We start from the raw sequence: 23331 nt of genomic DNA on the forward strand, positions 1-23331 counted from the left end.
CGATTCTTTTATTTCTTCAACATCTCCATCGCCTTGTCCGCGACCGGGCCGGGCAGCATCCCGGTGAGGCAGCGGGGATCGGGACAGTGGTTGCGGTTGCAGTGCTGACAGGGAAGGTTCAAGGCAATGTCGGCGTGCTCGGGAGAAGGGAAGGTCCACGCCGGGCTGGTCGAACCGAGCACAGTGAGGGTCGGCGTGCCCACCGCTACGGCGATGTGCCGGGGCGCGGAACAGTTGCCGATGTGCAAATCCGCTTCCGCGATGCAGGCCGCCATTTCCCGCAGCGACAGCATCCGATCCGGCAAGAGCAGCGAACCGGCGGGGCAGAGGCGGGACAACTCCTGAATTTCAGCTTCCTCGCCCGGCCCCCAGAGAGGCAGGAAACGCAGGGAGGCGTCGCGCTCCGCAAGCAGGCTGACCAGCCCGGCGTAATGCGCCAGAGGCCAGCGGCGCGTGGGCTGGCGGTGCGTGGGGTCCAGCGTGATGAGGCGCTGTTCCGGCTGCAAGCCTGCCTGAGCGAGCAAGGTGCGCGCGAAGGCGTGCTCCTCGTCCGTGAGATAGACGCGCGGGCGCTCGCCGTTCCATTCGATGCCGAGAGGACGCAATACGCTGGCCTTGCTCATGGCGGAATAGCCGTCAAGCATGTCGGAGGAATGCGTGTACAGCAGGCGCGTATACCACGGCGGCGTATAGGAGAGGCGGACCGGGGCGCCGGAAAAGGCCACTACCCACCGGCAGCGCGGAAGCTGCTGGAAGTCCACGACCAGATCATACCCGGTGCGGGCCACATGCCAGTACCACGCGATTTCCTGGGGCAGGGAGGACAGTACCTTTTTGTCCAACGCCCATACCTTGCCGAGATGCGGGTTGTGCTCAAGGAGCGGGGCGCACTTTTTTTCGGTCAGCAGGTGGATCTCGGCGTCCGGATAACGCCGTTTGAGCAGCTCGATGGACGGCGTGGCGAGCACCACATCGCCGATCTGCCTGAGCTGGCAGACAAGGATGCGCTTGGGCGAAAAGGTGGCGAGATCGACGGCCATTACAGTGCGCCCACTTCTTCCGCGATGCGGAGGCACATGGACGCCTTGTTCAGCGTGTACAGGTGGATGCCCGGCGCGCCGTTGTCCAGCAAGGTGCGGATCTGCTGCACGGCAAACTTGAGGCCCGCTTCGCGTACGGCTTCCGCGCCGCCCTTGGCATTGGCTTCCTCAAGGGCGAGATAGAGCTTGCCCGGGATGTTCGCGCCGCACAGGGAGAGCGTGCGCCGGATGGATTCGAGGCTCTGGATGGGCAGGATGCCGGGGATGACCGGGACGGACACGCCCATGTCGCTGAGCCGGTCCACAAAATGGAGGTATTCGCGCACGTCGAAGAACAGCTGCGTGATCACGAAATCCGCGCCTTCACGGATTTTGGCGACGGTGTAACGCCAGTCGCTGGCGAAGCTTGGCGATTCCGGATGGGGTGCCGGATACCCGGCGACGCCGATGCCCATGTCGGGATAATGCGCCTTGGCGAAACGGACGAGATCGGCGGCATGGCGGAATTCGGCGGTTTCCCAGTCGATGTCCTGCCCCTTGGGGATGTCGCCGCGCAGGGCCAGCACGTTATCCACGCCGTTGTCGCGCAGGCGCTGGAGATACTGGGTAATGTAGTCCTGCGTCGCGCCGACGCAGGTCAGGTGGGCCATCGTTTCGAACTGGAATTCTTTCTTCAGATGGGAAACGATTTCCAGCGTGGCGTCCTGGCTGGAGCCGCCCGCCCCGTACGTAACGGACGTGAACAGCGGTTCCAGCGGAGCCAGCCGTTCGGCCATCTTGAAGAAGTCCGGCCACTGGTCAGGGTCTTTCGGAGGGAAGAATTCGAAGGAATAGAAAGGCTTGCCCCTTTCCGCAATGAGTTGGCCGATATTCATGGAAAACCTCGTTTCAAAAGTCAGTCATAATCCCAAGTTCTTTATTCTATGCCGGATTTCCGCGAAGGGCAACGTCTTGTCGCGCGTTGGGGAAGGGGATGGCTCCGGGTGCGTTGCGCCTTTGCCGGAATTGCCGTAAACTCTGACTATTCGGGGCATTGGAGACCTGACCATCATGACGTTGCACCTTTTCTCATCCATACGACATGCAATGTGCCGTAGCGGGCGCGGCTTGTGCCTCGCGCCGCGGGTGTTTGCCGTGTTCCGTCAGTTGTTCCTCTTGGGCGTGCTGGCGCTGTCCGCCGTCCCTGCCTTTGCTGACGGTGTGCCTTCCGAGCCGCAGGATGGCCTCACGGCTATAAAGAACGCGCTTGTCCCGCCACAGCCGGGCGCGGAACAGCCGGCTCCCCCATCTCCGCCGCGCTGGGTTTTTGAGACGCTCCCGCCGTGGGAAAAGCTGGAGGAAGGCCTTCAGCTCGGCTTGTTCTCCGCGCAATTCGACGGAGGCGATCCGTTTGAAGTGGTGTTCCTGCGCATCGATCCCTTGTATTTCGATTTCACCGTGGAAACGGCGAGTTCTGAAAAACAGTCGTTGCCGCTTGAAGCCTGGGCCACACGCAAGGGCCTGATCGCCGCCACCAATGCCAGCATGTATCTGCCTGATGGCGTTACGAGCACCGGGTATCTCCGTACCGGCGAGACAGTCAATAACGGGCGCGTGGTGTCCAAGTTCGGGGCGTTTTTCGTCGCGGGCCCGGACAGCCCGGATTTGCCCGGCGCGGACCTGCTGGACCGTTCCACGGACGATTGGGAGAACCTGCTTCCGCATTACAGTATGGTCGTGCAGAATTACCGCATGATCAGTTCGGATCGGCGTCTGCTCTGGAAGCCCGGCGGCCCGAAGCACTCCATTTCCGCCGTGGGCCGTGACGGCACGGGGGCCATCCTGTTCATCCTGTGCCGGGAACCGATAACCGGCGTGGACTTCGGGGCGCTCTTGCTGGCATTGCCCATTGACGTCCGGGTGGTGATGTATACCGAGGGCGGAAGTTTGGCCGGCCTCTTTTTGCGCACTCCCGTCCGCAGCCAGATCTGGCTGGGGCGTTCCTTGCCTGAGTTCTGGGCTTCCGGAAGCCAGGGGGCTCCGCTGCCCAACGTCATCGGTGTCCGGCGCAAATCGTAATGTGCCTTCCCTCGTGCGGGAAGGCGGCCTTTTCGGCCCCCTATCGGCAGCAACGGGTTTAACGCTCGCCGTGCGTGAGTGAGGCGGTCAGCCGTCCGCGCGCGACAATTGAGGAATGACATGAAACTGTATGTCGCAATGGTGGGGTTGCCCGCCAGAGGCAAGAGCACGCTGGCGAAACGCATCCGGTCGGGGCTGGAGCAGCAGGGCATCCGTACCGCGATCTTCAACAACGGCGAGTTGCGCCGGATGCTTTTCGGCCTTGAAAGCGGTTCCGCCGAGTTTTTCAATCCCGACAACACGCGCGCCCAGCGGCTGCGGGATCAGATCACGCACCAGAACATGGAGCGCGCCCGCGCATGGCTCGATGAGGGCGGCGACGTCGCCATCATCGACGCGACCAACGGGACGGTGCATCAGCGTGTGGATCTGAGCGCGACGCTCCGGGATCGGCCCGTCTTGTTCATCGAATGCGTGAATGACGATCCGCTGTTGCTGGATGCGTCCATCCGGCGCAAGACCCGTCTGCCCGAGTTCGCCAACATGACGCAGGAAGAAGCGCTGGAAAGCTTCCGCAAGCGGTTGGCCTACTACGAGAGCGTATATACCTCGGTCCGCAAAGAGCGGTGCTGGATACGCGTGGACGCCGTGGACAGCTGCATTCAGGACGAAGCCCCGAGCAACGACCTCCCGTATTATGCGGCTATCCGCGACATCATTTCCTCCCGCTGGGTACAGGATCTGTATCTCGTGCGGCATGGTGAGACGGACTACAACCGCGAGGGCCGCCTCGGCGGGGATCCGTCATTGACCGCCAAGGGGATCGAGCAGGCCGAAAAGCTCGCCGCGCATTTCGACGGCGTGGATCTTCCGTACATTTTTACGTCCACGAAGCAGCGTTCCGCCGAGACGGCCGCGCCGCTGCTGCGTTCGCGTCCGAACACCATCAGCATGGCCCTGAGCGAGTTTGACGAGATCAATGCCGGGGTGTGCGAAGGGATGCGCTATTCCGACGTGCGCGACGGTATGCCTCTGGAGTATGAGGCACGTTCTCACAATAAGTACGGGTATATCTATCCCAACGGCGAGAGCTATGCGATGCTCAAGGAGCGCGTGGCCCGGGGCTTGCGGCGGGCGTTGTTCCTGTCCGGCGAGGGGACGCTCATGATCGTCGGGCATCAGGCCATCAACCGTACCTTGCTGTCGCTGTTCCTGTTTCAGAGGGCGAGCGACGTGCCCTATACCTACATTCCGCAGAATCAGTATTACCACATCACCATCACGCAGCGCCGCAAGCTGTTTGAAATGATCCGGTATGCGTAACGGCGGGGAATACGCGGGAGCTCTGTGGAACGGATGGGTCTGAAAACGCGGCTGTCCGATATATTCAACAGGTACGGATTCACAAAGCAGGCATTTTCGCTTTGTTATGAATCGGTGCTGCTTCATGACGCGCGGCTGTGTTTTCAGGCAGGGTGTACGGGAGCTCTCCTTAACGTTGTGCTTTTTTTGTGCGCCACTCAATTCGGGATCTTGTCCAGCGGGAAATACGTTTATCTGGCAAGCTGCATAGTGTATGCGGCGGTGGCCTTTGCCGTAAAACATGCAGCACTGCGTAACATGGTCCGTATCCAGTACACACTGCTGGCGGGCATCTATATTGAGGGGATACTGGCAAGCGCGGCGTACGCTGACAGCGTGAGCGTCATTTTTCCCGTCATGCTTGCCGCCGCGCCGCAGCTTTTGACCGAAAGGTTCTGGCGGATGATTGTTGTCACGTATGCCTGTTGCCTTTTGCATATCCTCGTCGCTTTTCATACGAAGGCCCCAACCTTGGCATGGTTCGACACGATCCATATAGCCGTGTTCAGCGTCTCCGGCTTTTGTGCCCATTATTTCGTCAGCAGATTGAGGATAAAGACTTTGTTGACTGGCCTCCAGCGGGATACGCTGATAAGGCGGTTGCGTTTGGCGCACAGGGACTTGAAGCGCAGGGCGGAACATGACGGGCTTACCGGCCTGCTTACGCGCAATGCCCTCGTCAGAAGGCTGAAGCCGGTTTTGGCTGGAGAAAGGGCTTTTCTCCTCGGCATCATGGACATCGACGATTTCAAGGGCATCAACGATACGTTCGGCCACAGCGCCGGGGATGTTGTCCTCAGGCGGATGGGTGCCGTCCTGCAAGAACAGCTCGGCGATACTGATATGGCTTCCCGCATCGGCGGGGATGAGTTCGTCTTCGTTATACGGGGCACTGTCGGAAAAGAGTTCGCCGAGAGCCTGTTGCCCCGGATATGTGCGGCGTTCGTCACGTATGAGGATGTGCCCTGTCCGATTTCGGTTTCCATCGGTTTTGCCGCGTTTCCCAACGACGGGGCCGAGTTCGAGGTCCTGTACAAGGAGGCGGACAAGGCGCTGTATCATGCCAAACGGCAGGGGAAACGGCAGTGTGCTTTTTATGGGGAACTGCCTGAGCCTTGCCCCGCGCCTTGAACGGAATGCTCGTCTGATTTATTGCTCATGTAGGGGCCGGCTTCCGTTTGACAGGCTGCATTCTTTTCTATATACAGAAGGTTCGAGAGAGTCGGGCGGCGGTGGCGCCGCCAACCCCGCCAGGTTCGAAAGAAAGCAACGGTAACGGTTGTTCGCCGGGTGTCCGACTCTCAAAAAGCGCAAGCCCTCGGGTTTGCGCTTTTCGTTTATGCGGGTCCGCCGCAAAGGAGGGAGCCATGAATCAGGAATGTGCCGTCGGGTATGCGTCGGAAGCGGATATTGAGGCTTGGATGGATCTGGTCGCGCTTGTCCGGGACGCTTTCCCCGGACTGTCGCTCGGCGAGTACCGGGGAAACCTGCGGAAAGCCATTGCGGAGCGGCGGGCGCTGTGCGCGAAGGATGCAAGCGGGCTGCTCGGCGTGCTGGTGCTCTCGGATCAGCACAACGGCATCGGCTTCCTCGCCGTACATCCTGAGGCGCGAGGGCGGGGCGTCGCTTCGGCCCTTGTCCGCATGATGCTGGATGTGCTCCCCGCCGATCAGGATATCTTCGTGACGACGTATCGGGAAGACGATCTGCTTGGTGCGGCTCCGCGGGCCCTGTACAAGCGCCTCGGCTTCGAAGAGGCCGAGCTCGTCACCCGCTATGGATATCCATGTCAGCAATTCGTGCTGCGGCGCGGTTCCGGGGACAAGTAAAGGCAGTGCCGCCGGTACGCTCGGCCCCGTCAGGCGCAAGGGAGGGCCTTCGACAGCGCCAGGCATTGCGTGAATACCGGATGGAGCCGTTCATTTTTGGGGAACCGTTGGCTCTGTTTGCCGTGACATGTTTTGGGGAGTCGTTTATGAAATACGAGTGGAAGAAGCACGAAAAAGCGTTGTACCTTCCGAAAGCCGTTCCTGCGCCGGTTACCGTCCCCGAGCACGCCTTTTTCATGATACGCGGAGAAGGGAACCCGAACGGCGAGGACTTCCTCGAAGCCATAGGCATCCTGTACGCCCTGTCCTATGCGGTCAAGATGTTGCCGAAGAAAGGGGATGCCCCCGAAGGCTGCTATGAGTACGCTGTGTTCCCGCTGGAGGGGGTATGGGATACGGCGGAACCGATGCTGCCGGGAGAGGCCCTCAACAAGGATGCCCTGCGCTACACCCTGATGATCCGCCAGCCGGATTTTGTGACGGACGAACTCGCCGGGCGTATCCTCGCCGCGACAAGCAGGAAAAAGCCGCATCCCCTCTATGCGTCGGCCTCTTTCGGGCGCTGGAACGATGGCTTGTGCGTGCAAATGCTCCACGTCGGCCCCTATGACGACGAACCCATAAGCTTTAACATGATGCAAGCCTACTGCGCGGAACACGGGTTGCGGCGTGCATCGGACAGCCACCGGGAAATCTACCTCTCGGATGCCCGCAAGACCGATCCGGCACGTCTGAAAACGGTACTGCGGTTTGGCGTGGAGCCCTGTGCCTGAGAACTCATCCCTCAACAACAAAAGCCGCTTCCCTTCAGAAAACGAGAAGGAAGCGGCTTTTTTACATGGAAAGTGTGAGCAGGGATTCGATAGGGCCAAAAGTTTTTGCAGGGAAAAGGGGGCGCAAGCAGCGCTGGCAGGTTTGGGGAGGGGGAAGGGGAAACATGGGAGTGCCCCCCTTTCTCCAGAAAATTTCCCCTCCCCGATTTTCTACTCCCCAATCTTCGCCTTCAAAACATCCATCGCCTCGTCAATGCCCGCCGGGTTTGTGCCGCCGGCCTGAGCCTGATCGGGGCGTCCGCCGCCGGAACCGGCGATGGGCGCGGCAATTTCCTTGATCAGCGCGGGTGCGGTGAAGCGTCCGTGCAGGTCCTTGGAAACATACAGAATCATGCTCACCTTGCCCTCGTCCACGGGGGCGGCGATGCAGGCCACGCCGGAAGGCATCTTGGAACGGATGTCGTCCATGAGCTCGCGCATGGCTTTGATATTGCTCACGTCAAGTTTTGCGGCAAGCACCTTTACGCCGTTGATCTCCACGACCTTGGACATGAGATCCCCGCCCTGTCCGGACGCGGCCTGCGCGGCGGCCTTTTCCAGATCCTTGCGGAGCCCGCGATTTTCCTTCTGGAGGCCGTCCAGCTTGGCGACAAGCCCGCCGGGCTGCGTCTTGAGCATGGCCGCAAGCTGGTGCAGCTCCTCGCTCATGGCGCGGGCGTGCTTGAGGGCGTTCCAGCCGGTCGCGGCCTCGATGCGGCGCGTGCCAGCAGCGATACCGCTTTCGGACAGGATGACGAAACTGCCCGCCTGACCGGTGCTGTGCAGATGCGTGCCGCCGCAAAGCTCCACGGACTCGGTGTGATCCGGGTTGCCGATGGTCACCACGCGCACGGTGTCGCCGTACTTTTCACCGAAGAGCGCCATAGCGCCCATGTCGATGGCGGCCTGCTGGCCCATGAGCTTGGCGGTCAACGGGTAGTCGGCCATGATCGCGGCGTTCACGTCGCGTTCCACGGCGGCCAGCTCCTCCGGGGTCATGGGCGCGATGTGCGAGAAGTCGAAGCGCAGGCGATCCGGCGTGACCAGAGAACCCGCCTGACGCACATGATCGCCGAGCACGCGGCGCAGGGCCGCATGGAGCAGGTGCGTGCAGGTGTGGTTGCGGGCCGCGTCGAGGCGTATGGATTCGGTCACGGTCAGCACCACTTCCTGATCGGAAAGCAGGGTGCCGCCGTCCACCTCGATGTGGTGGACGGTGAGGTCGGCGGAGGGCTTCAGGGTGTCGAGCACCTTGGCCGAGCCAGCCGGAGCGGTGAGCAGCCCCGTGTCGCCGCACTGGCCGCCGGACGCGCCGTAGAAAGGCGTCTGATCGGTAACGACGTAGCCCAACGAGCCGCTGGGCAGGGCTTCGACGGGCAAGCCGTCGTCGTCGAGCAGGGCCACGACGCGGCCCACCCCGGTCAGGGCGGTGTAGCCGAAAAATTCGGACTTGAGGCCGTCTTCGAGCAGGCTCTGGAAACGTGAGGCGATGTCCTTTTCGCCGGACCCCTTCCACGCGGCGCGGGCGCGCTGCTTCTGCTGGTGCATGTATTCGTTGAAACCGGCCTCGTCGGCCTTGAAGCCGCGCTTTTCGGCCACGTCATTCACGATGTCCAGCGGGAAGCCGTAGGTGTCGTACAGCTTGAACGCGGTTTCGCCGGGAATGATCTTCTCGCCCTTGTCGGCGAGGGCGTTCATTTCCTCTTCAAGCATGGCGAGGCCCTTGTCGAGGGTGGAGGAGAAGCGCTCCTCTTCCTCGCGGGTCACGCGGGCCATGAAGTCGGCGCGGGCGCGCAGTTCGGGGTAGTCCTCGCCCATGACCTCCACGACCTTGAGCGTGGTCTTGTACAGGAACGGCTCCTGCATCCCCATAAGGCGGCCGAAGCGGAAGGCGCGGCGGATCAGGCGGCGCAGCACGTAGCCGCGGCCTTCGTTGGAGGGCAGGATGCCGTCCGCGATCATGAAGGCGATGGCGCGGCTGTGGTCCGCGATGACGCGCAGGGCGGTGTCGTTGTCGGCGTTGTCGCGGTAGCGGACGCCGGCGAGTTCGGCCATGTAGTTGATGAAAATCTGGAACAGGTCGGTGTCGTAGTTGGAGCGCACGCCCTGGCACACGCCCGCGATGCGTTCAAGGCCCATGCCGGTGTCGATGGACGGGCGGGGCAGGGGGACGCGGGAGCCGTCGGCAAGCTGCTCGAACTGCATGAACACGAGGTTCCAGATTTCAAGGAAACGGTCACAGTCGCACTTGCCGATGCCGCAGTCCGGGCCGCAGGCCATGTCCGCCCCCTGATCGAAGTGGATTTCCGAACAGGGTCCGCAGGGGCCGGTATCGCCCATGCTCCAGAAGTTGTCCTTTTCGCCGAGGCGGAAGATGCGCTCGGGCGCGACGCCCGCCACTTTCTGCCAGAGTTCGAAGGCTTCGTCATCGTCCTTGTAGACGGTGATGTAAAGCCGATCCTTGGGCAGTTTCAGGTCTTCGGTGATGAAGGTCCATGCGAAACGGATGGCGTCTTCCTTGAAGTAGTCCCCGAAGGAGAAGTTGCCGAGCATTTCGAAGAAGGTGTGGTGGCGCGCGGTGCGGCCCACATTGTCGAGGTCGTTGTGCTTGCCGCCCACGCGCAGGCACTTCTGGGACGTGGTGGCGCGCACGTAGTCGCGTTTTTCCTGCCCGCAGAAAATTTTCTTGAACTGCACCATGCCCGCGTTGGTGAACAGCAGGGACGGGTCGTCGCGGGGGATCAGGGAAGATGAGGCGACTTCGGTGTGCCCGTGTTTTTTGAAGTATTCCAGAAAACGGTGGCGGATTTCATTGGCTGTCAGCATACAGGCTCCTGCGGGAGGTGGAGAGATCGGGGGATGAGGCCATGCCCGGCGGCATCGCCTCCGGAAAGGTTCGGCGGGGAGGGAGCCCCTCCCCGCATCGGATCAGATTTCGTCGTCCATGTCGTCGACGGGGGCGTTTTCGGGGTCCGGGAGGGTTTCTTCCGGTGCGTGCACGACGGGCCGCGGGTTCATGCCCAGATGCTCGATGAGCTGGCTCTCGATGGCGTTGCGCAGCTCGGGGGTTTCATCGAGCAGGGCACGGACCTTTTCCTTGCCCTGGCCGAGCTTTTCGGCCCCGAAGGCGAACCATGCGCCGCTCTTGTCCACGATGCCGGCGTCGACGCCGAGGTCGATGAGTTCCCCGGAGCGGGAAATGCCCGTGCCCCAGATGATGTCGAACTTGGCTTCGCGGAAGGGCGGGGCCATCTTGTTCTTGACCACCTTCACGCGGGTAAGGGAGCCGTAGGCTTCTTCCTTGTCCTTGAGGGTCTGGATCTTGCGGATGTCGAGGCGCACGGAGGAGTAGAACTTGAGCGCGTTGCCGCCGGTGGTCGTTTCCGGGCTGCCGTAGCCGGTGACGCCGATCTTCATGCGGATCTGGTTGATGAAGATGACGGCGGTGCGGGACTTGTGGATGGTGCCGGTCAGCTTGCGGAGGGCGTGGGACATCAGGCGGGCGTGCCCGCCGACCTGCGTTTCGCCCATTGCGCCTTCGAGTTCGGTCTGGGGGATGAGGGCGGCCACGGAGTCGATGACCACGAGGTCCACCGCGCCGGAACGGACCAGCATGTCGGCGATTTCAAGGGCCTGTTCGCCGTGGTCGGGCTGCGAGATGAGCAGTTCGTCGGTTTTGACGCCAAGGCGCCTGGCATAGGTCACGTCAAGCGCGTGTTCGGCGTCGATGAAGGCGGCGGTCCCGCCGAGCTTCTGGCATTCCGCGATGACGTGCAGGGTGAGGGTCGTTTTGCCCGAGGATTCGGGACCATATATTTCGGTGACCCGGCCCTTGGGGATGCCGCCGATGCCGAGGGCGAGGTCAACGCCGATGGACCCGGTGGGGATCACCGGGACTTTGACATGGACATCATCGGAAAGCTTCATCACGGCGCCTTGGCCGAATTTGCGTTCGATGGTTTCGAGGGCTGTTTTCAACGCCTCTTGGCGCGCTTCTTCAGGGGTAAGGGTTGGCTTTTTTGCCATTGGGGGAGACTCCATAAAGGTAGACGGGGTTTGCCGGGATAGGCTTCCCGAATTTGCTTTCATACCAAAAGCGCCCGGATCGGGCAACCCGATTACGGGCACGCGATCCCGTATGTCAACGGATTCCGCAGGATAGAAAAAGGGGAGAGGCGTTCCGATCCTCCCCCCTCTTGTTTGTCCCGGATCGGGCGGGCTATTTCTTTTCCAGATCGGCCATCAGTTCCAGAGCCGTCTTGGGCCCGGTGTTCACGTCCAGCTTGATGGAGGGATCCGTGTCTGACAGCGTGTCGAAGGCTTCAACGGGAATCGGCTTTTCCGTGTTGAAGATGAGGCGGATAGCGCCGGGCTTGTCGATGTACTCCATGAGCTTCGCCGTGTTTTCCGTCCCTTCGGCGGCACCGAGGGATTCCTTGACGTACTTCTTGGCCATATCCACGCACTGTTCGGGGGTCAGGCCCATGAACTTCTGGCCGAGGATGCCGAGGCGGGGCAGGAGCCCTTCATCAGCGTATCCCGCTTCGATGTGGCTGAACTTGATGTTCTTTTCAATAAAGTTCTCAATGGCGGCCTCAGTGGCGGGATCGTCGACGCTCTTGGTTTTATTGACGATATCCAGGAACCTTTCATAGGGGAATTCGCCCTTGACGGCGAAGTCGGCCGTACCGAGCTTGGCGACGCTGAGGGAGGCGGTGCTGTTGAACTGGTTGTCCTTGTTGGGCAGGGACATGGCATAGGATGCGCTGGCATCTATTTCCGGCACGCCCATGACCGAGAGCAGCTGGAGTTCCGGTACGAGGGCTACGGGCATCTTGAGGTGCTCCAGAGACACTTCAAGGGCGTAGGGGGAGGTCGAAGGGTTCGTGATGTTCAGCTTGTCCAGCGAAACATCGAGCAGGACGCTGCTGGTTTTGAGGTTCTTCAGGGAAAAGACGCCGATGAGCGGCTTGGGCCCGGCGAAAAAGTTCTGGAAGATCCCGAGCGCTTCATCGTCGCTGATGTCGGTGGGAGCGATGAGGTAAATCTTCTCCATGATGTCGCGGGGCGGCAGGTTCATGTTCTCGAGCCGGATTTCGCCGAGTGTCAGGACGTCCTGCCCCCTCAGGGTGAACACGATCCCGTTTGTCACGGACGAGTCCAGATGCCCTTTGGCATAGGATTTCTGGACGGCGGAATCGGTGGAGAGGGAGAAAGGCAGGGCCTTGCTCGTTATCTTGACGCCGGAGGCGGAATCTTCCTTGTACGAAAGACCGTAGATGATCGCCAGGGCCACTTTCGGATCGTCGTCACCGGCGGTGCTCATCAGGGTTTTGACGGCGGCGGTTTCAATGGCGACGCCCTTGAAGGTGCGGAGCCGTACCGTGATGTTCGGTTCGGGACCGAAGGACAGGTTGTGCAGGGCGATCTCGTCGGCTACGGGAAGTTCCGCCTCCTTGATTTCGCTCTTGGGGTCGCGCATCAGCGAAAGCAGGGTAGTCCCCGGATTCCGGATATCCAGCGTTTCAACGGTAGCGGCCACGGTCTGCTTTGTCGGGGTAACGTACGTCATGCGGACGTTTTTGAGGACAAGATGGTTGTCCATCAGCGTATAGGAAATATCCCCGAGCTCCACGTGGGCATCCTGTGGAGTTTGGGCCGCCCATGTGCGGATGGCGTCAACGACGGCGTTTTCAAGATAGCGCATCCCGCCGTATCCGACGGCGATGACGGCGACAACGGCGATGCCGAGGCCAACGAGGCCTTTCTGGAGTTTGGACAGAGCCATGGCTTTCCTCGAAGAAGGTTTGATGGTCATCCATGCGAGGCATGGAAAGAGCAACAGTGTAGATACGCCCTCCCGCCCGGTCAAGGAAATCATCTGGGGAAAGAAAGAGAAATAAGGGCGGAAAACGCGAAACGGCCCCGGGGCGAGGAACCCGGAGCCGTCTTGCGTGCGCGCCGTGTGCGGCGGAGCGCACGGTTGGATGAGCGGGAAACGACAGGCGCTGTCGGAGAGCCGTCTTCATGAGGCCCTGTCAGGCCCGGCCGGAGGAGCCGCGTGCCGTTCGCGGCGCGCAGCCGGATGCGGGGAGCGTCTTCCGGCGGAGACCATTCCGCTTTCTTCCGCCAAGAGGCTCAGGAGGATGTCTCCGGATTGGAGAAAGCGGCGGGGTTCCGGGGCTGGGGCCCCGGAACCGGACGTGTAAGGTCGTTTAGGACGCTACGCAGGAGCGGACGGACTTGGGCTTCGCTGCATCGCCGCCCTTCTTGGCGTTGGGATCGACGGTGCGGATCGTGGTGACCTTGTTCTGGGTGAAGAAGTCGATGCCGTCCTTGCCCTGCGCCTTGTTGGTCCCGAGGAGCGAACCCTTGATGCCGCCGAAGGGAATGTACGGATGCGGGGCGCAGATGCCCACGTTGACGCCGACCATGCCCACGTCCGCGTCGCGGCTGAATTTTTCGGCATAGAACTGGCTCTGCGTGAAGATGCACGCGCCGTTGCCGAATTCGGACTGCCGGATGAGCTCGAGGGCGTCGTCGATGTCCGCGATTTTGATCGTGGCGACCAGCGGCCCGAACACTTCAGTCGTGAACAGCGGGTTGCAGGGAGTCACGTCCTTGATGATCGTGGGGCCGACGAAATAGCCGTTCTTGTTCTTTTCGGGCAGTTCGGGGTTGCGGCCGTCGAGGACGAGTTCGCAGCCGTGGCCGTGGTTCAGGGCGATATCCACGTATTCCTTCACCTTGTCGGCGGCGGAACGGGAAATCAGGGGGCCCATGTACACGTCGGGATCAAGCGCGTCGCCGACTTTAACCTTCTTGGCGGCTTCGATCATGCGTTCGAGCACGGTGTCGTACAGTTCGGGCACGATGGCCACGATGGACCCGGCGAGGCAGCGCTGGCCCGCGGAGCCGTAGCAGGAGTTGATGTAGTTTTCGATGAAAACGTCGATGTCGGCGTCTTCCATGACCACGAGCATGTTTTTCGCGCCGCCGAGCAGCATGGAGCGTTTGGCGCCTCTGGCGCAGCCTTCGGCCATCTTTTTGGCGGTCGGGGTGGACCCGACGAGGCACACGCCCGCAATGCGGGGATCTTCATACCACGTGCCGGGGATGTCGCGGCTGCCGTGGATGACGTTGACGACGCCGGCGGGCAGGCCGATTTCCATGAAGATCTCGCACATGAGCTGCATGAAATAGGGCGACTGGGTGGACGGCTTGTAGATAAAGGTGTTGCCCGTGCCGATGGCGAAGGGGATGAACCAGCCGAATACCAGCGCGGGGAAGTTGAAGGGCGCGACGCCGCCGAATACGCCGAGGGCCTGTTTCGTGACCTTGCCGGTGATGCTCCCGGCGATCTGATCGAGGGTCTCGCCCTGAATCAGCGCGGGGATGGAGCAGGCCATTTCGACGATTTCGATGACGCGCTGGACTTCGCCGCGGGCTTCGGAAATATGTTTCGCCTGATCGAGCGCGATGCCCTGCGCGAGCTTTTCCAGATCGCGGATCATGCATTCGCGGATTTTATGAATATAGATCATGCGCTTGGCGATGGGGACGAGGCGCCACGTTTTGTAGGCTTCGGCGGCGGTGGCGATGGCGGCTTCGCAGGTTTCCATGTTGGAAACGGGCACGGAGCCGATGGTTTCGCCGGTGGACGGGTTGTACAGGGGAACCGTTTTGCCGCCCGTTTCTTCCTGCCACTGGCCGTTGATGAAGTTGCGGATCTGGATCATGGTTTTGCCTCCAAACGTATTCTGGGTGGGTGTGGGAATGGGCCCGTTTTGAGATCCCGGCCCATGACTCTCCTATACGCGCCTTCCGTCTTTCCCGTCTTCTCGCATTCTGCCAAAGAGTATCGCGATCCTGCCAAAATGGGCGGAGATGGCTGGCGCGCGGGGACAGAGGATGAGGGGCTTGGAGTGAGGCTAAGGGGGATAGGGCCGTGCAGGGGAGTCGGGATGGCGCGTGGGCGTCAGCGGGCGAGTTGGCCCGGTGTGCGTCCGAAGAGTTTCTTGAAGGCGGCGATAAACGCGGAAACGGAGGCGTAGCCGCAGTTGAGGGCCACGGCGGTGACGCTTTCCCCCGCTTCAAGCTGGGCGCGGGCGTGGTGCAGGCGGATACGCTGACGCCAGCGCCCGAAGGATTCCCCGGTCTGGCGCTGGAACAGGCGGGCAAGGGTGCGTTCGGACATGCCGAGGCGTGTGCACCATTCGCGGATCGTTTCCGGGGAGTCCGGCTCATTGAGGAGGGCGGTGCACAGGGCGACGAGGCGGCGATCGCGGGGCATGGGGAGGGGAAAGCCCACTTCGGGGAGCAGGGGGAGCTGGTCGAGCAGGACGGAAACCATCCGGGCCACTGGGCCGGGCTCCTCATAGTCGCAGGATTGCGGGGCGAGGGCGTGGATGAGTTCGCGGACGAGGGGCGAGACCTCCATGGCGTGGTAACGTTGAAAACGGGGGCCGGGAGGCAGGACATGAGGCATGATGTACAGGGCATTGTCCACGGACGGCTCCGGGATGTACCATTCATGGGTCAGCCCGGGAGGAATCCACACGGCCCTCTGCGGCGGCGCGGCATAGTTGCCGAGTTCGGTACAGATGACCATGTATCCGGAGCGCATGAACGCCAATTCGCCCCAGTGCTCATGCCGGTGCAGATCGCTCCACGTGCCCGCTTCGAACGGGTCGTTGAACCAGAACACCGGACGCGGCAGCCTGACGAACGGGACATTGTAGCTTTTGACCTCGGTGAGCCGGTAGGATTTCATGGGCGGTTCGTCTCCATGCCGTAAGTGTAGCGTAAAGCCGTTCCCGCCGACAAGGGGGACGGAATGGGGCGGGACGGATTGGGCATTGTTTATCTGCATACATTGATATAAAGTAAACGCCCGTCGTTTGCCCAAACCGGGCCTTTCCTAACCCGAGATCTGCCGCGGAGCGTGTTTCATGTCCGAAAAAGCCAACTTCAGGGCGCTGTTGCCCATGATCGTCTTTCTTGTCCTGTTCATCGGGACGGGCATAGCCCTGACCGCAACCGGGGCGGATATGCCGTTCTATCAGCTTTCCGCGACAGTGGCGATCATTCCCGCCATCGTGCTCGCCATCCTTCAGGGCAAGGATGATCTGAACAAAAAGATCGGCGTGTTCCTTTCGGGCGTAGGTGAAATCAACATCATCACCATGTGCATGATCTTCCTGCTTGCGGGTGGGTTCGCGTCCGTGGCTTCGGCCATAGGCGGGGTGAAGGCCACGGTCAATTTCGGGCTCTCGCTGCTGCCCCCGTCCATGATCCTGCCGGGCCTGTTCCTCATCGGGGCGTTCATTTCCACGGCGATGGGCACCAGCATGGGGACCGTGGCCGCCATTGCGCCCATTGCGGTGGGCGTGGGCGAACAGACCGACATCCCGCTGGCCTTGCTTCTCGGCGTGGTCATGAGCGGGGCCATGTTCGGGGACAACCTGTCCATGATCTCGGATACGACCATTGCCGCCACCCGCACGCAGGGCTGCGAGATGAAGGACAAGTTCCGCATGAACCTGCTCATCGCACTGCCCGCGGCGCTCGTCACGCTGGCCCTGCTGTGGTTTGCCGGGGCTTCGGGGCAGGTGGTCAAGCACGAGGAGTATCAGTTTATCCGCGTGGTCCCGTATCTCGCTATTCTGGTCATGGCGCTCGCGGGCGTGAACGTGTTCATCGTGCTGCTGGCGGGCATCGTGTTTACCGGCGCGGTGGGTATTGCCTCTGTGGACGGCTATACGCTCATCCAGTGGAGCAAGGATATTTACAGCGGTTTTGTGGGCATGAACGAGATCATGGTGCTCTCCATGCTGGTGGGCGGCCTCGGGGAGCTCATGCGTTACCACGGCGGTATCAGCTGGCTGCTGGAGCGCGTGAACGGGCTGGCCCGGAAGCTCTCCGCCGAGTCCCCGGTGAAGGCGGGCGAATGCTGCATCAGCCTGCTGGTATTGCTTGCCAATCTGTGTACGGCGAACAATACGGTGGCTATCATTCTGACGGGCAAGGTGGCGCACGAAATCGCGGTCTCGAACGGAGTTGACAGGCGGCGCAGCGCCAGCTTACTTGATATTTTCTCATGCGTCGTGCAGGGGCTCATCCCCTATGGGGCGCAGTTGCTGCTGGCCGGTTCCATTGCGAAACTTTCGCCTTTGTCCATTGCAGGGAACAACTGGTATTGCATGTTGCTCGCAGTGGCCGCCGTATTCGCTATCTTGTTCGGCATCCCGAGAGTCCGTCCGGTGCGCCCCCTCGCCTAGTACAGAAAGAATCCGGAAAAAAGCGTGTCCGCTTCCCCTTTGGGGCGGGATTGAGTGCGGGATGCCCCGCGTTTGGGGCACCCGGGCGGGGTTTGGAACAGCCTGAAAGAACCTGTTTTTTAGCGGAATGAGGCCGTTGCATGGGGCTTCGCATGAAGGAAAGCCATGTGGTATGTCTACCTGCTCCGATGCGCCGATGCCACGTTGTATTGCGGAGTGACGACGGACATGGAGCGTCGGTTGAGGGAGCACAACGCGGGAAGGCGTGGCGCGAAGTATACGCGGGCGCGCCGTCCCGTTGAGCTGGTGTGCTGCGTGGCGCAGCCGGACGCCTCTTCCGCGTGCCGTCTGGAGTGGGAGGTGAAGCAGCGCCCCCGTGCCGAGAAAGCGGCGTTCCTGCTGGCGAGGGCGGAGCGTCCGCCGGAAGAGGAATAAGCAGCGTCTGTTACGGAAAGGATGCCGTATCGCCAAGGGGCGGTGCGGCTTTGTCATGCTGATAGGGAAACGCTTCCCGGTAAAGGAAGGAGCACGTCCATGTTGATGGGAATGATGATCATCGTTGGCTTCATCGTCGGGTTTCTTGTCGGGTGCACCGGCATGGGCGGGATCATCCTGATTCCGGCTCTTGTCTACCTTTCCGGCCTGAGCAGCCATGTGGCGATGGGGACTACCCTGTTTACGTTCATTTTTACGACCAGCCTGTGCAGCTGGCTGTATATCAGGCTCGGCCATGTGGACTGGAAAGCGACGATCCCCATTTGCATCGGCGGGTTCCTGTTTACGTATGTGGGGGCTGACGTGAAGGCCTTCACCGCCGCGCCATACCTGAATCTCATTCTGGCCCTGCTGATCCTGCTGGCGGGCGCGCTGGTGTTCTGCCCGGTGAGGGGGCGGCGTTTTTCCTTTATGGAAGAGGGGCGGAGGTCGCGCTTCTGGGTGCTGTTCGCCGTTGGCAGCGGCGTGGGGTTCGTCGCCGGGCTGACGGGCGCGGGCGGGCCTGTGCTCTCCGTGCCGATCATGATTGCGCTCGGCTTCCCGCCGCTCATCGCCATCGGGGCTGGGCAGGTCTATTCCGTGCCGGTCGCCCTTTCCGGCAGCGCCGCCAACTTCCTGCACGGGGCCATCGACTATAAGGTCGGAGCGCTGATGATCGTCATCCAGATCCTCGGCATCCTCCTCGGCGTGTACATGGCCAACCGTATGGACACCACGAAGCTCCGTAAAATGGTCGCATGGGTCTGCCTCTTCTGCGGCGGCTTTATCCTTGTGAACGCCATTCGGGGGATCCTCGCCATGTAGTTTTGTATGACGGGTGCGATGACGCGGAGAAAATCTCCATGAAAGGGAAGCCGTCGGGCTTCCTTTTCATTTTTTTGGGGAAAGGCCGCGAAAAGAAGTTTCCGCCTTGTATGGCGCTTCCCATGATAACGTGTTACGTGTTGACCTAGTGAAAACGAAGAGGTTCTTTCCATAATTTTCCAATGCTGTCAGAAGGAAACGATATGCCGCCCATTGAACTTTCCGCCCTTGCCGACGGCATTTCCTATGCCTCGAGCGTCTTTTTCGCTGTGCTGCTGTATCGTCGGGGTATGCTGACGTGTGGGAATCTTTTGCGGACGTTCTTTGCTGGTATGTGTGCGTTCATTCATTTCATAGCAGGGCCTAGAGGGTACGCTGGGTTACCTTTTTTCTATGATTGGATTGCTGTAGATACTCCACAGTCCTGTATTGAAGTAGGGCAATACGTTCTGCGAAATCTTTGCTTTGGTGCTGTAGCGTATCCATATCTTTTTTTAGCTAAAATATTTACATCAAGACGTAAAATTTTGCTCACAGGTGACTGCCCATTACAAGAAACATTGTTTTTATCTTGTCTGTTAAGTGGAATGACACAAATAATTTGGAATTATGTTGTTGAATTTAATAGTTTTCTTTTTATGGAAGAATGAGGGGAATACATTCTTTTTCTGAAATACGACGCGCAATGTATAAAATATTGCTGACATAATCTTGGCAATTGTTCAAAATAAGTCCATATTTCCTAACGTTGACGTGTCCATGTACTTGATTCGTTATGATATCTTTTGTTGATTTTGTAAATGTGCTTATTTTTTCTTGGACTTGATTGATGTATGTTTCATATTCTCTAACGGCTCTATCTATGATGTCGGCATCGTATTTCACATCACCATAAGTATACAATGGAAGGTTCCCTTTTCTATCAGGCCGGACGTTATCATCGCCGAAAAAGCCAAAATCGTTGCCTTCAGAATCAAAAAAGTGCCGGTGCTCAGGGAGGAGATCGGGGAGTCCTCCTTTTCCTGATTTATATGTGTTTTTATCCCATTTTTTGATCCAGTCGAGTTTGGTCGTGGAAACGGAACCGAGGCCGTCCAATGGTCTTCTCCCGATCACATAATAACGTTTTTTCTTTTCCTGTTTGCTGATACGGCACTTGCAATTCGGGTGTGTGGGATTCGGTTTTTCTGCATATGTCTTGCGGGAAAACTCAAGGCAGGTGGGACATGCGTTGGGGCTTGGTTCCACTTTCCACACACCGCCGTCGACTTGGGTAGTATCGGAAAGGGCTGCAATCCGCCTTTGCCGCCTGTCCTCTTCCATTTCCCTCATGAGAGATTCAATCGTATTCATCGAGCGCCTCCTTACTGGTTATTTCGCCATAGCCGTTTTCCCTTCGCAAAAAAGATTGAAGCATGTCAGTGCCGGGGCCGTCCTTTTTTGACAACGGTCTACGATTGCTCTATCCTGTTGCGTTCGGACGTCCATCCGATCCCAACGTCACACCGAACCACGAGTACAGGCCATGAGCGATAACGTTACCGCGATCAAAGGCTTCGCCGATTTGTTTTCTCCGGACAGCGACGCTTTCACCCATATGGAAGCTGTAGCGCGGGAAACCTTTTCCCGTTACGGCTTTACCGAACTGCGCACTCCTATCCTCGAGCGGACGGAACTGTTCTGCCGGGGCATCGGGACGGAAACCGACGTGGTCCAGAAGGAAATGTATACCTTCCCCGACCGCAAGGGCCGTTCCCTGACCTTGCGCCCCGAAGCGACCGCCGGGGTCATGCGCGCGTATATCGAAAGCGGTCGGAGCGGCGACGCCGTGACCAAGCTGTTCACCATCGGCCCCATGTTCCGCTACGAGCGCCCCCAGAAGGGCCGTATGAGGCAGTTCCACCAGATCAACTGCGAATGCCTCGGGCCTTCCGAACCCTACGCGGACGCCGAACTGGTCACGATGGCCATGCGTTTCCTCGAAGCGCTGGGCCTCAAGGATTTGAGCCTCCAGCTCAATTCGCTGGGCTGTCCCACATGCCGTCCCGCCTACCGCGAGACGCTGCGCAAGTGGCTCTCCGAGCTGGATGAGTCCGCCTTGTGCGAGGATTGCCGCCGCCGCATGGTGACCAACCCGCTGCGCGTGCTGGACTGCAAGGTTCCCTCGTGCAGGGAGCACACCGCCGAAGCGCCCAAGATTTTGGATCACAACTGCCCCGACTGCGCCGCGCATTTCGAGACGGTGCGCCGTCTGCTGGACGCCGAAAAGGTGCCCTACGTGATCAACCACCGGCTGGTGCGCGGGCTGGACTACTATACCCGCACCACCTTTGAAATCGTGTCCGATCAGATCGGCGCGCAAGGTACCGTGGCTGGCGGCGGGCGTTACGACGGCCTCGTCGAACAGCTCGGCGGCCCCAACGTTTCCGGCCTCGGTTTCGCTTGCGGCATGGAGCGCCTCGCGCTGCTGCTTCCCCAGCCGGAAGCGGGAGCCGACCGCCCCGATTTCTTCACGGTCGTGCTGACCGACGTTGCCCGCGACGCCGCCTATGCGTTGACGCAGGCCCTGCGCGATGCGGGTTTCCGTGGCGAGATGGGCTTTTCCTCCCGCAGCATCAAGAGCGCCATGCGTCAGGCCGGAAAGTCGGGCGCGCGTTTCTGCCTCCTCATTGGTGAAGACGAGCTCGCCGCCCAGACGGTCATGCTCAAAAATATGGACAGCGGCGAACAGTCTTCCGTGGCGTTTGCCGACGTTGTGGCCCGGCTTCAGAAATAGCTTGTAAAGGAATGTTTGGTATGAGCGAAGAACAGAAGGAATTGTCGGTTGCCTGCCAGTCGCTCGGCGACTGGACGCGCACCCACACGTGCGGTGAGCTGACCGGGGCCGACAACGGGGCGGAAGTCTGCCTCATGGGCTGGGTGCAGTACCGGCGTGACCACGGCGGCCTGATTTTTGTGGACCTGCGCGACCGTTTCGGCCTGACGCAGATCGTGTTCAGCCCCGAATACGCCCCCGAAGCCCACGAACAGGCCGGCGCGCTGCGTTCGGAATACGTGCTTGCCATGAAGGGCAAGGTACGCCCCCGTCCCGAGGGCATGGTCAACCCCAACCTCAAGACCGGCGAAGTGGAAGTCGTGGTCAGCGAATGGAAGCTGCTGAACACGTCCAAGACCCCGCCCTTCCAGATTGAGGACCGCGTGGAAGCGGGCGAAAACCTTCGCCTCCAGTGGCGTTATCTTGACCTGCGCCGCCCGCGCATGGCCCGCAACCTCGCGCTGCGCAGCCGTACCGCCATGGCCATCCGCAACGAGCTGGCCTCGCAGGGCTTCCTTGAAGTGGAAACGCCCATCCTCACCAAGTCGACCCCCGAAGGCGCGCGCGACTATCTCGTTCCTTCGCGTCTGAACCACGGCCAGTTCTACGCGTTGCCGCAGTCGCCGCAGCAGTTCAAGCAGTTCTGCATGATCGCCGGGCTCGACCGCTATTTCCAGATCGCGCGTTGTTTCCGTGACGAAGACCTCCGCGCCGACCGTCAGCCGGAATTCACGCAGGTCGACATCGAAATGAGCTTCGCCGACGAGAAGCAGGTCATGGACATGGCCGAAGGCCTCATGATCCGCGTGTTCAAGGAAGCGCTCGGCGCGGACATTCCCGCTCCGTTCCCCCGCATGACGTGGGACGAGGCCATGTCCCGCTACGGTGTGGACAAGCCCGACACCCGTTTCGGCCTTGAGCTTCAGGATGTGACCTCCATCGTCAGCAACTCCGGCTTCAAGCTGTTCGCCTCCGCCAAGCTGGTGAAGGCCATGCGCGTGCCCGGCGGCGAAAGCCTGACCCGCAAGGAGATCGACGAACTCACCGAGTTCGTGAAGATCTACGGCGCGCAGGGGCTCGCGTGGATCAAGATCCGCGAAAACGAATGGCAGTCGCCCATCGCCAAGTTCCTTTCCGATGAGGAGCGTGCCGGCCTCACCGAAGCCCTCGGCCTTTCCGTGGGCGACATCGTGTTCTTCCAGGCTGGCGAACCCGGCATGGTGAACGCCGCGCTCGGCAACCTCCGCGTGCACCTCGGCGAAAAGCTCGGCCTGATCCCCGAAAACGCCTGGAATTTCCTGTGGGTGACGGACTTCCCGCTGTATGAGTACAGCGAGGAGGAAAAGCGCTATGTGGCTTGCCACCATCCCTTCACCGCGCCCAAGGACGGCGATCTGGAGAAGATGGTGTCCGATCCCGCCGCCACCAAGGCCCGCGCCTATGACATGGTGCTGAACGGCAACGAAGTGGGCGGCGGTTCCATCCGTATCCACGAAGCGGCCGTACAGCGCAAGATGTTTGAAGCCCTCGGCTTTTCCAAGGAATCTTACGAATCGCAGTTCGGTTACTTCATTCAGGCGCTCGAGCATGGGGCCCCGCCGCATGGCGGCATCGCCTTCGGTTTGGATCGCCTGATCATGCTGATGTCCGATTCGCCGTCCATCCGCGACGTCATCGCCTTCCCCAAGACCCAGAAGGCTACCTGCCTCATGACCAACGCACCGGACATCGTGTCCGCGAAGCAGCTTCGTGAGCTTGGCCTGCGCCTTCGTGAGGAAGCGAAGGACAAGAAGGAAGAGAAGTAGAACATTGGGGAGGGGAAGGGGAACCCTTCTG

Annotated in this window: 19 protein-coding genes and 1 other RNA gene; 12 read left to right on the forward strand and 8 right to left on the reverse strand. The window is 60.5% G+C overall.

Annotated features, from left to right (window positions below; all coding sequences use genetic code 11):
- Positions 1-8: 8 nt before the first annotated feature.
- Both HMPREF0178_RS10875 and metF read right to left on the reverse strand, forming a co-directional pair.
- Complete coding sequence (locus HMPREF0178_RS10875; RefSeq protein ID WP_009733447.1) at positions 9-1040, reverse strand: glycosyltransferase family 9 protein; 1032 nt, start codon at positions 1038-1040, stop codon at positions 9-11.
- Positions 1040-1915, reverse strand: a complete 876-nt coding sequence (gene metF / locus HMPREF0178_RS10880) for a methylenetetrahydrofolate reductase [NAD(P)H] (protein WP_005025111.1) — start codon at positions 1913-1915, stop codon at positions 1040-1042. Before metF ends, HMPREF0178_RS10875 begins: the two co-directional genes overlap by 1 nt.
- A 259-nt stretch (positions 1916-2174) precedes the next feature.
- Between metF and HMPREF0178_RS10885 the strand changes: the two genes are divergently transcribed.
- From HMPREF0178_RS10885 to HMPREF0178_RS10905, 6 genes are all read left to right on the forward strand, one after another.
- Positions 2175-3098 (forward strand): phosphodiester glycosidase family protein, encoded by a 924-nt coding sequence (locus HMPREF0178_RS10885; protein ID WP_232281256.1) that lies wholly within the window; start codon positions 2175-2177, stop codon positions 3096-3098.
- 120 nt (positions 3099-3218) lie between these two features.
- On the forward strand, positions 3219-4421 hold the full coding sequence (locus HMPREF0178_RS10890; protein WP_009733449.1) for a 6-phosphofructo-2-kinase/fructose-2,6-bisphosphatase: 1203 nt from the start codon (positions 3219-3221) through the stop codon (positions 4419-4421).
- Positions 4422-4631: 210 nt separating this feature from the next.
- Entirely contained in the window at positions 4632-5591 is a 960-nt protein-coding gene (locus HMPREF0178_RS20495) for a GGDEF domain-containing protein (protein ID WP_157134923.1), read from the forward strand.
- An 83-nt stretch (positions 5592-5674) separates the two neighbouring features.
- An RNA gene (gene ffs, locus HMPREF0178_RS21005) (signal recognition particle sRNA small type) lies at positions 5675-5769 on the forward strand.
- A gap of 58 nt (positions 5770-5827) precedes the next feature.
- Positions 5828-6289 (forward strand): GNAT family N-acetyltransferase, encoded by a 462-nt coding sequence (locus HMPREF0178_RS10900; RefSeq protein ID WP_009733451.1) that lies wholly within the window; start codon positions 5828-5830, stop codon positions 6287-6289.
- Between the two features lie 146 nt (positions 6290-6435).
- The gene (locus HMPREF0178_RS10905) at positions 6436-7062 is read left to right on the forward strand and encodes a GyrI-like domain-containing protein (protein WP_009733452.1); all 627 of its coding nucleotides are present in this window, start codon (positions 6436-6438) and stop codon (positions 7060-7062) included.
- A 210-nt stretch (positions 7063-7272) separates the two neighbouring features.
- On the opposite strand, the gene alaS is transcribed toward HMPREF0178_RS10905, so the two are convergent.
- From alaS to HMPREF0178_RS10930, 5 genes are all read right to left on the reverse strand, one after another.
- A complete protein-coding gene (alaS, locus tag HMPREF0178_RS10910; RefSeq protein WP_009733453.1) occupies positions 7273-9927 on the reverse strand; it encodes an alanine--tRNA ligase in 2655 nt (884 codons plus the stop codon).
- 102 nt (positions 9928-10029) lie between these two features.
- The gene (recA, locus tag HMPREF0178_RS10915; RefSeq protein WP_005025130.1) at positions 10030-11127 is read right to left on the reverse strand and encodes a recombinase RecA; all 1098 of its coding nucleotides are present in this window, start codon (positions 11125-11127) and stop codon (positions 10030-10032) included.
- A gap of 193 nt (positions 11128-11320) precedes the next feature.
- The gene (locus HMPREF0178_RS10920; protein ID WP_009733454.1) at positions 11321-12889 is read right to left on the reverse strand and encodes a hypothetical protein; all 1569 of its coding nucleotides are present in this window, start codon (positions 12887-12889) and stop codon (positions 11321-11323) included.
- A 427-nt stretch (positions 12890-13316) separates the two neighbouring features.
- Entirely contained in the window at positions 13317-14840 is a 1524-nt protein-coding gene (locus tag HMPREF0178_RS10925; protein WP_009733455.1) for an aldehyde dehydrogenase family protein, read from the reverse strand.
- A gap of 239 nt (positions 14841-15079) precedes the next feature.
- Entirely contained in the window at positions 15080-15874 is a 795-nt protein-coding gene (locus tag HMPREF0178_RS10930) for a helix-turn-helix domain-containing protein (RefSeq protein ID WP_009733456.1), read from the reverse strand.
- 178 nt (positions 15875-16052) lie between these two features.
- On the opposite strand from HMPREF0178_RS10930, the gene HMPREF0178_RS10935 reads away from it, so the two are divergent.
- The 4 genes from HMPREF0178_RS10935 to HMPREF0178_RS21545 all read left to right on the forward strand — a co-directional run bounded on the left by HMPREF0178_RS10935 (position 16053) and on the right by HMPREF0178_RS21545 (position 19330).
- A complete protein-coding gene (locus HMPREF0178_RS10935; protein WP_009733457.1) occupies positions 16053-17381 on the forward strand; it encodes a Na+/H+ antiporter NhaC family protein in 1329 nt (442 codons plus the stop codon).
- A 165-nt stretch (positions 17382-17546) separates the two neighbouring features.
- Complete coding sequence (locus HMPREF0178_RS10940; RefSeq protein WP_009733458.1) at positions 17547-17816, forward strand: GIY-YIG nuclease family protein; 270 nt, start codon at positions 17547-17549, stop codon at positions 17814-17816.
- Between the two features lie 99 nt (positions 17817-17915).
- On the forward strand, positions 17916-18680 hold the full coding sequence (locus HMPREF0178_RS10945) for a sulfite exporter TauE/SafE family protein (RefSeq protein WP_009733459.1): 765 nt from the start codon (positions 17916-17918) through the stop codon (positions 18678-18680).
- Between the two features lie 203 nt (positions 18681-18883).
- Entirely contained in the window at positions 18884-19330 is a 447-nt protein-coding gene (locus tag HMPREF0178_RS21545) for a hypothetical protein (RefSeq protein WP_157134924.1), read from the forward strand.
- On the opposite strand, the gene HMPREF0178_RS10950 is transcribed toward HMPREF0178_RS21545, so the two are convergent.
- On the reverse strand, positions 19317-20033 hold the full coding sequence (locus tag HMPREF0178_RS10950) for a hypothetical protein (RefSeq protein ID WP_009733460.1): 717 nt from the start codon (positions 20031-20033) through the stop codon (positions 19317-19319). The two genes, HMPREF0178_RS21545 and HMPREF0178_RS10950, sit on opposite strands and share 14 nt — an antisense overlap.
- Before the next feature lie 172 nt (positions 20034-20205).
- Between HMPREF0178_RS10950 and hisS the strand changes: the two genes are divergently transcribed.
- Entirely contained in the window at positions 20206-21456 is a 1251-nt protein-coding gene (hisS, locus tag HMPREF0178_RS10955) for a histidine--tRNA ligase (protein ID WP_009733461.1), read from the forward strand.
- A 20-nt stretch (positions 21457-21476) separates the two neighbouring features.
- Complete coding sequence (aspS, locus tag HMPREF0178_RS10960) at positions 21477-23300, forward strand: aspartate--tRNA ligase (protein WP_009733462.1); 1824 nt, start codon at positions 21477-21479, stop codon at positions 23298-23300.
- Positions 23301-23331: the final 31 nt, after the last annotated feature.

This window comes from Bilophila sp. 4_1_30 (assembly GCF_000224655.1).
Taxonomy (GTDB): Bacteria; Desulfobacterota; Desulfovibrionia; order Desulfovibrionales; family Desulfovibrionaceae; genus Bilophila; species Bilophila wadsworthia.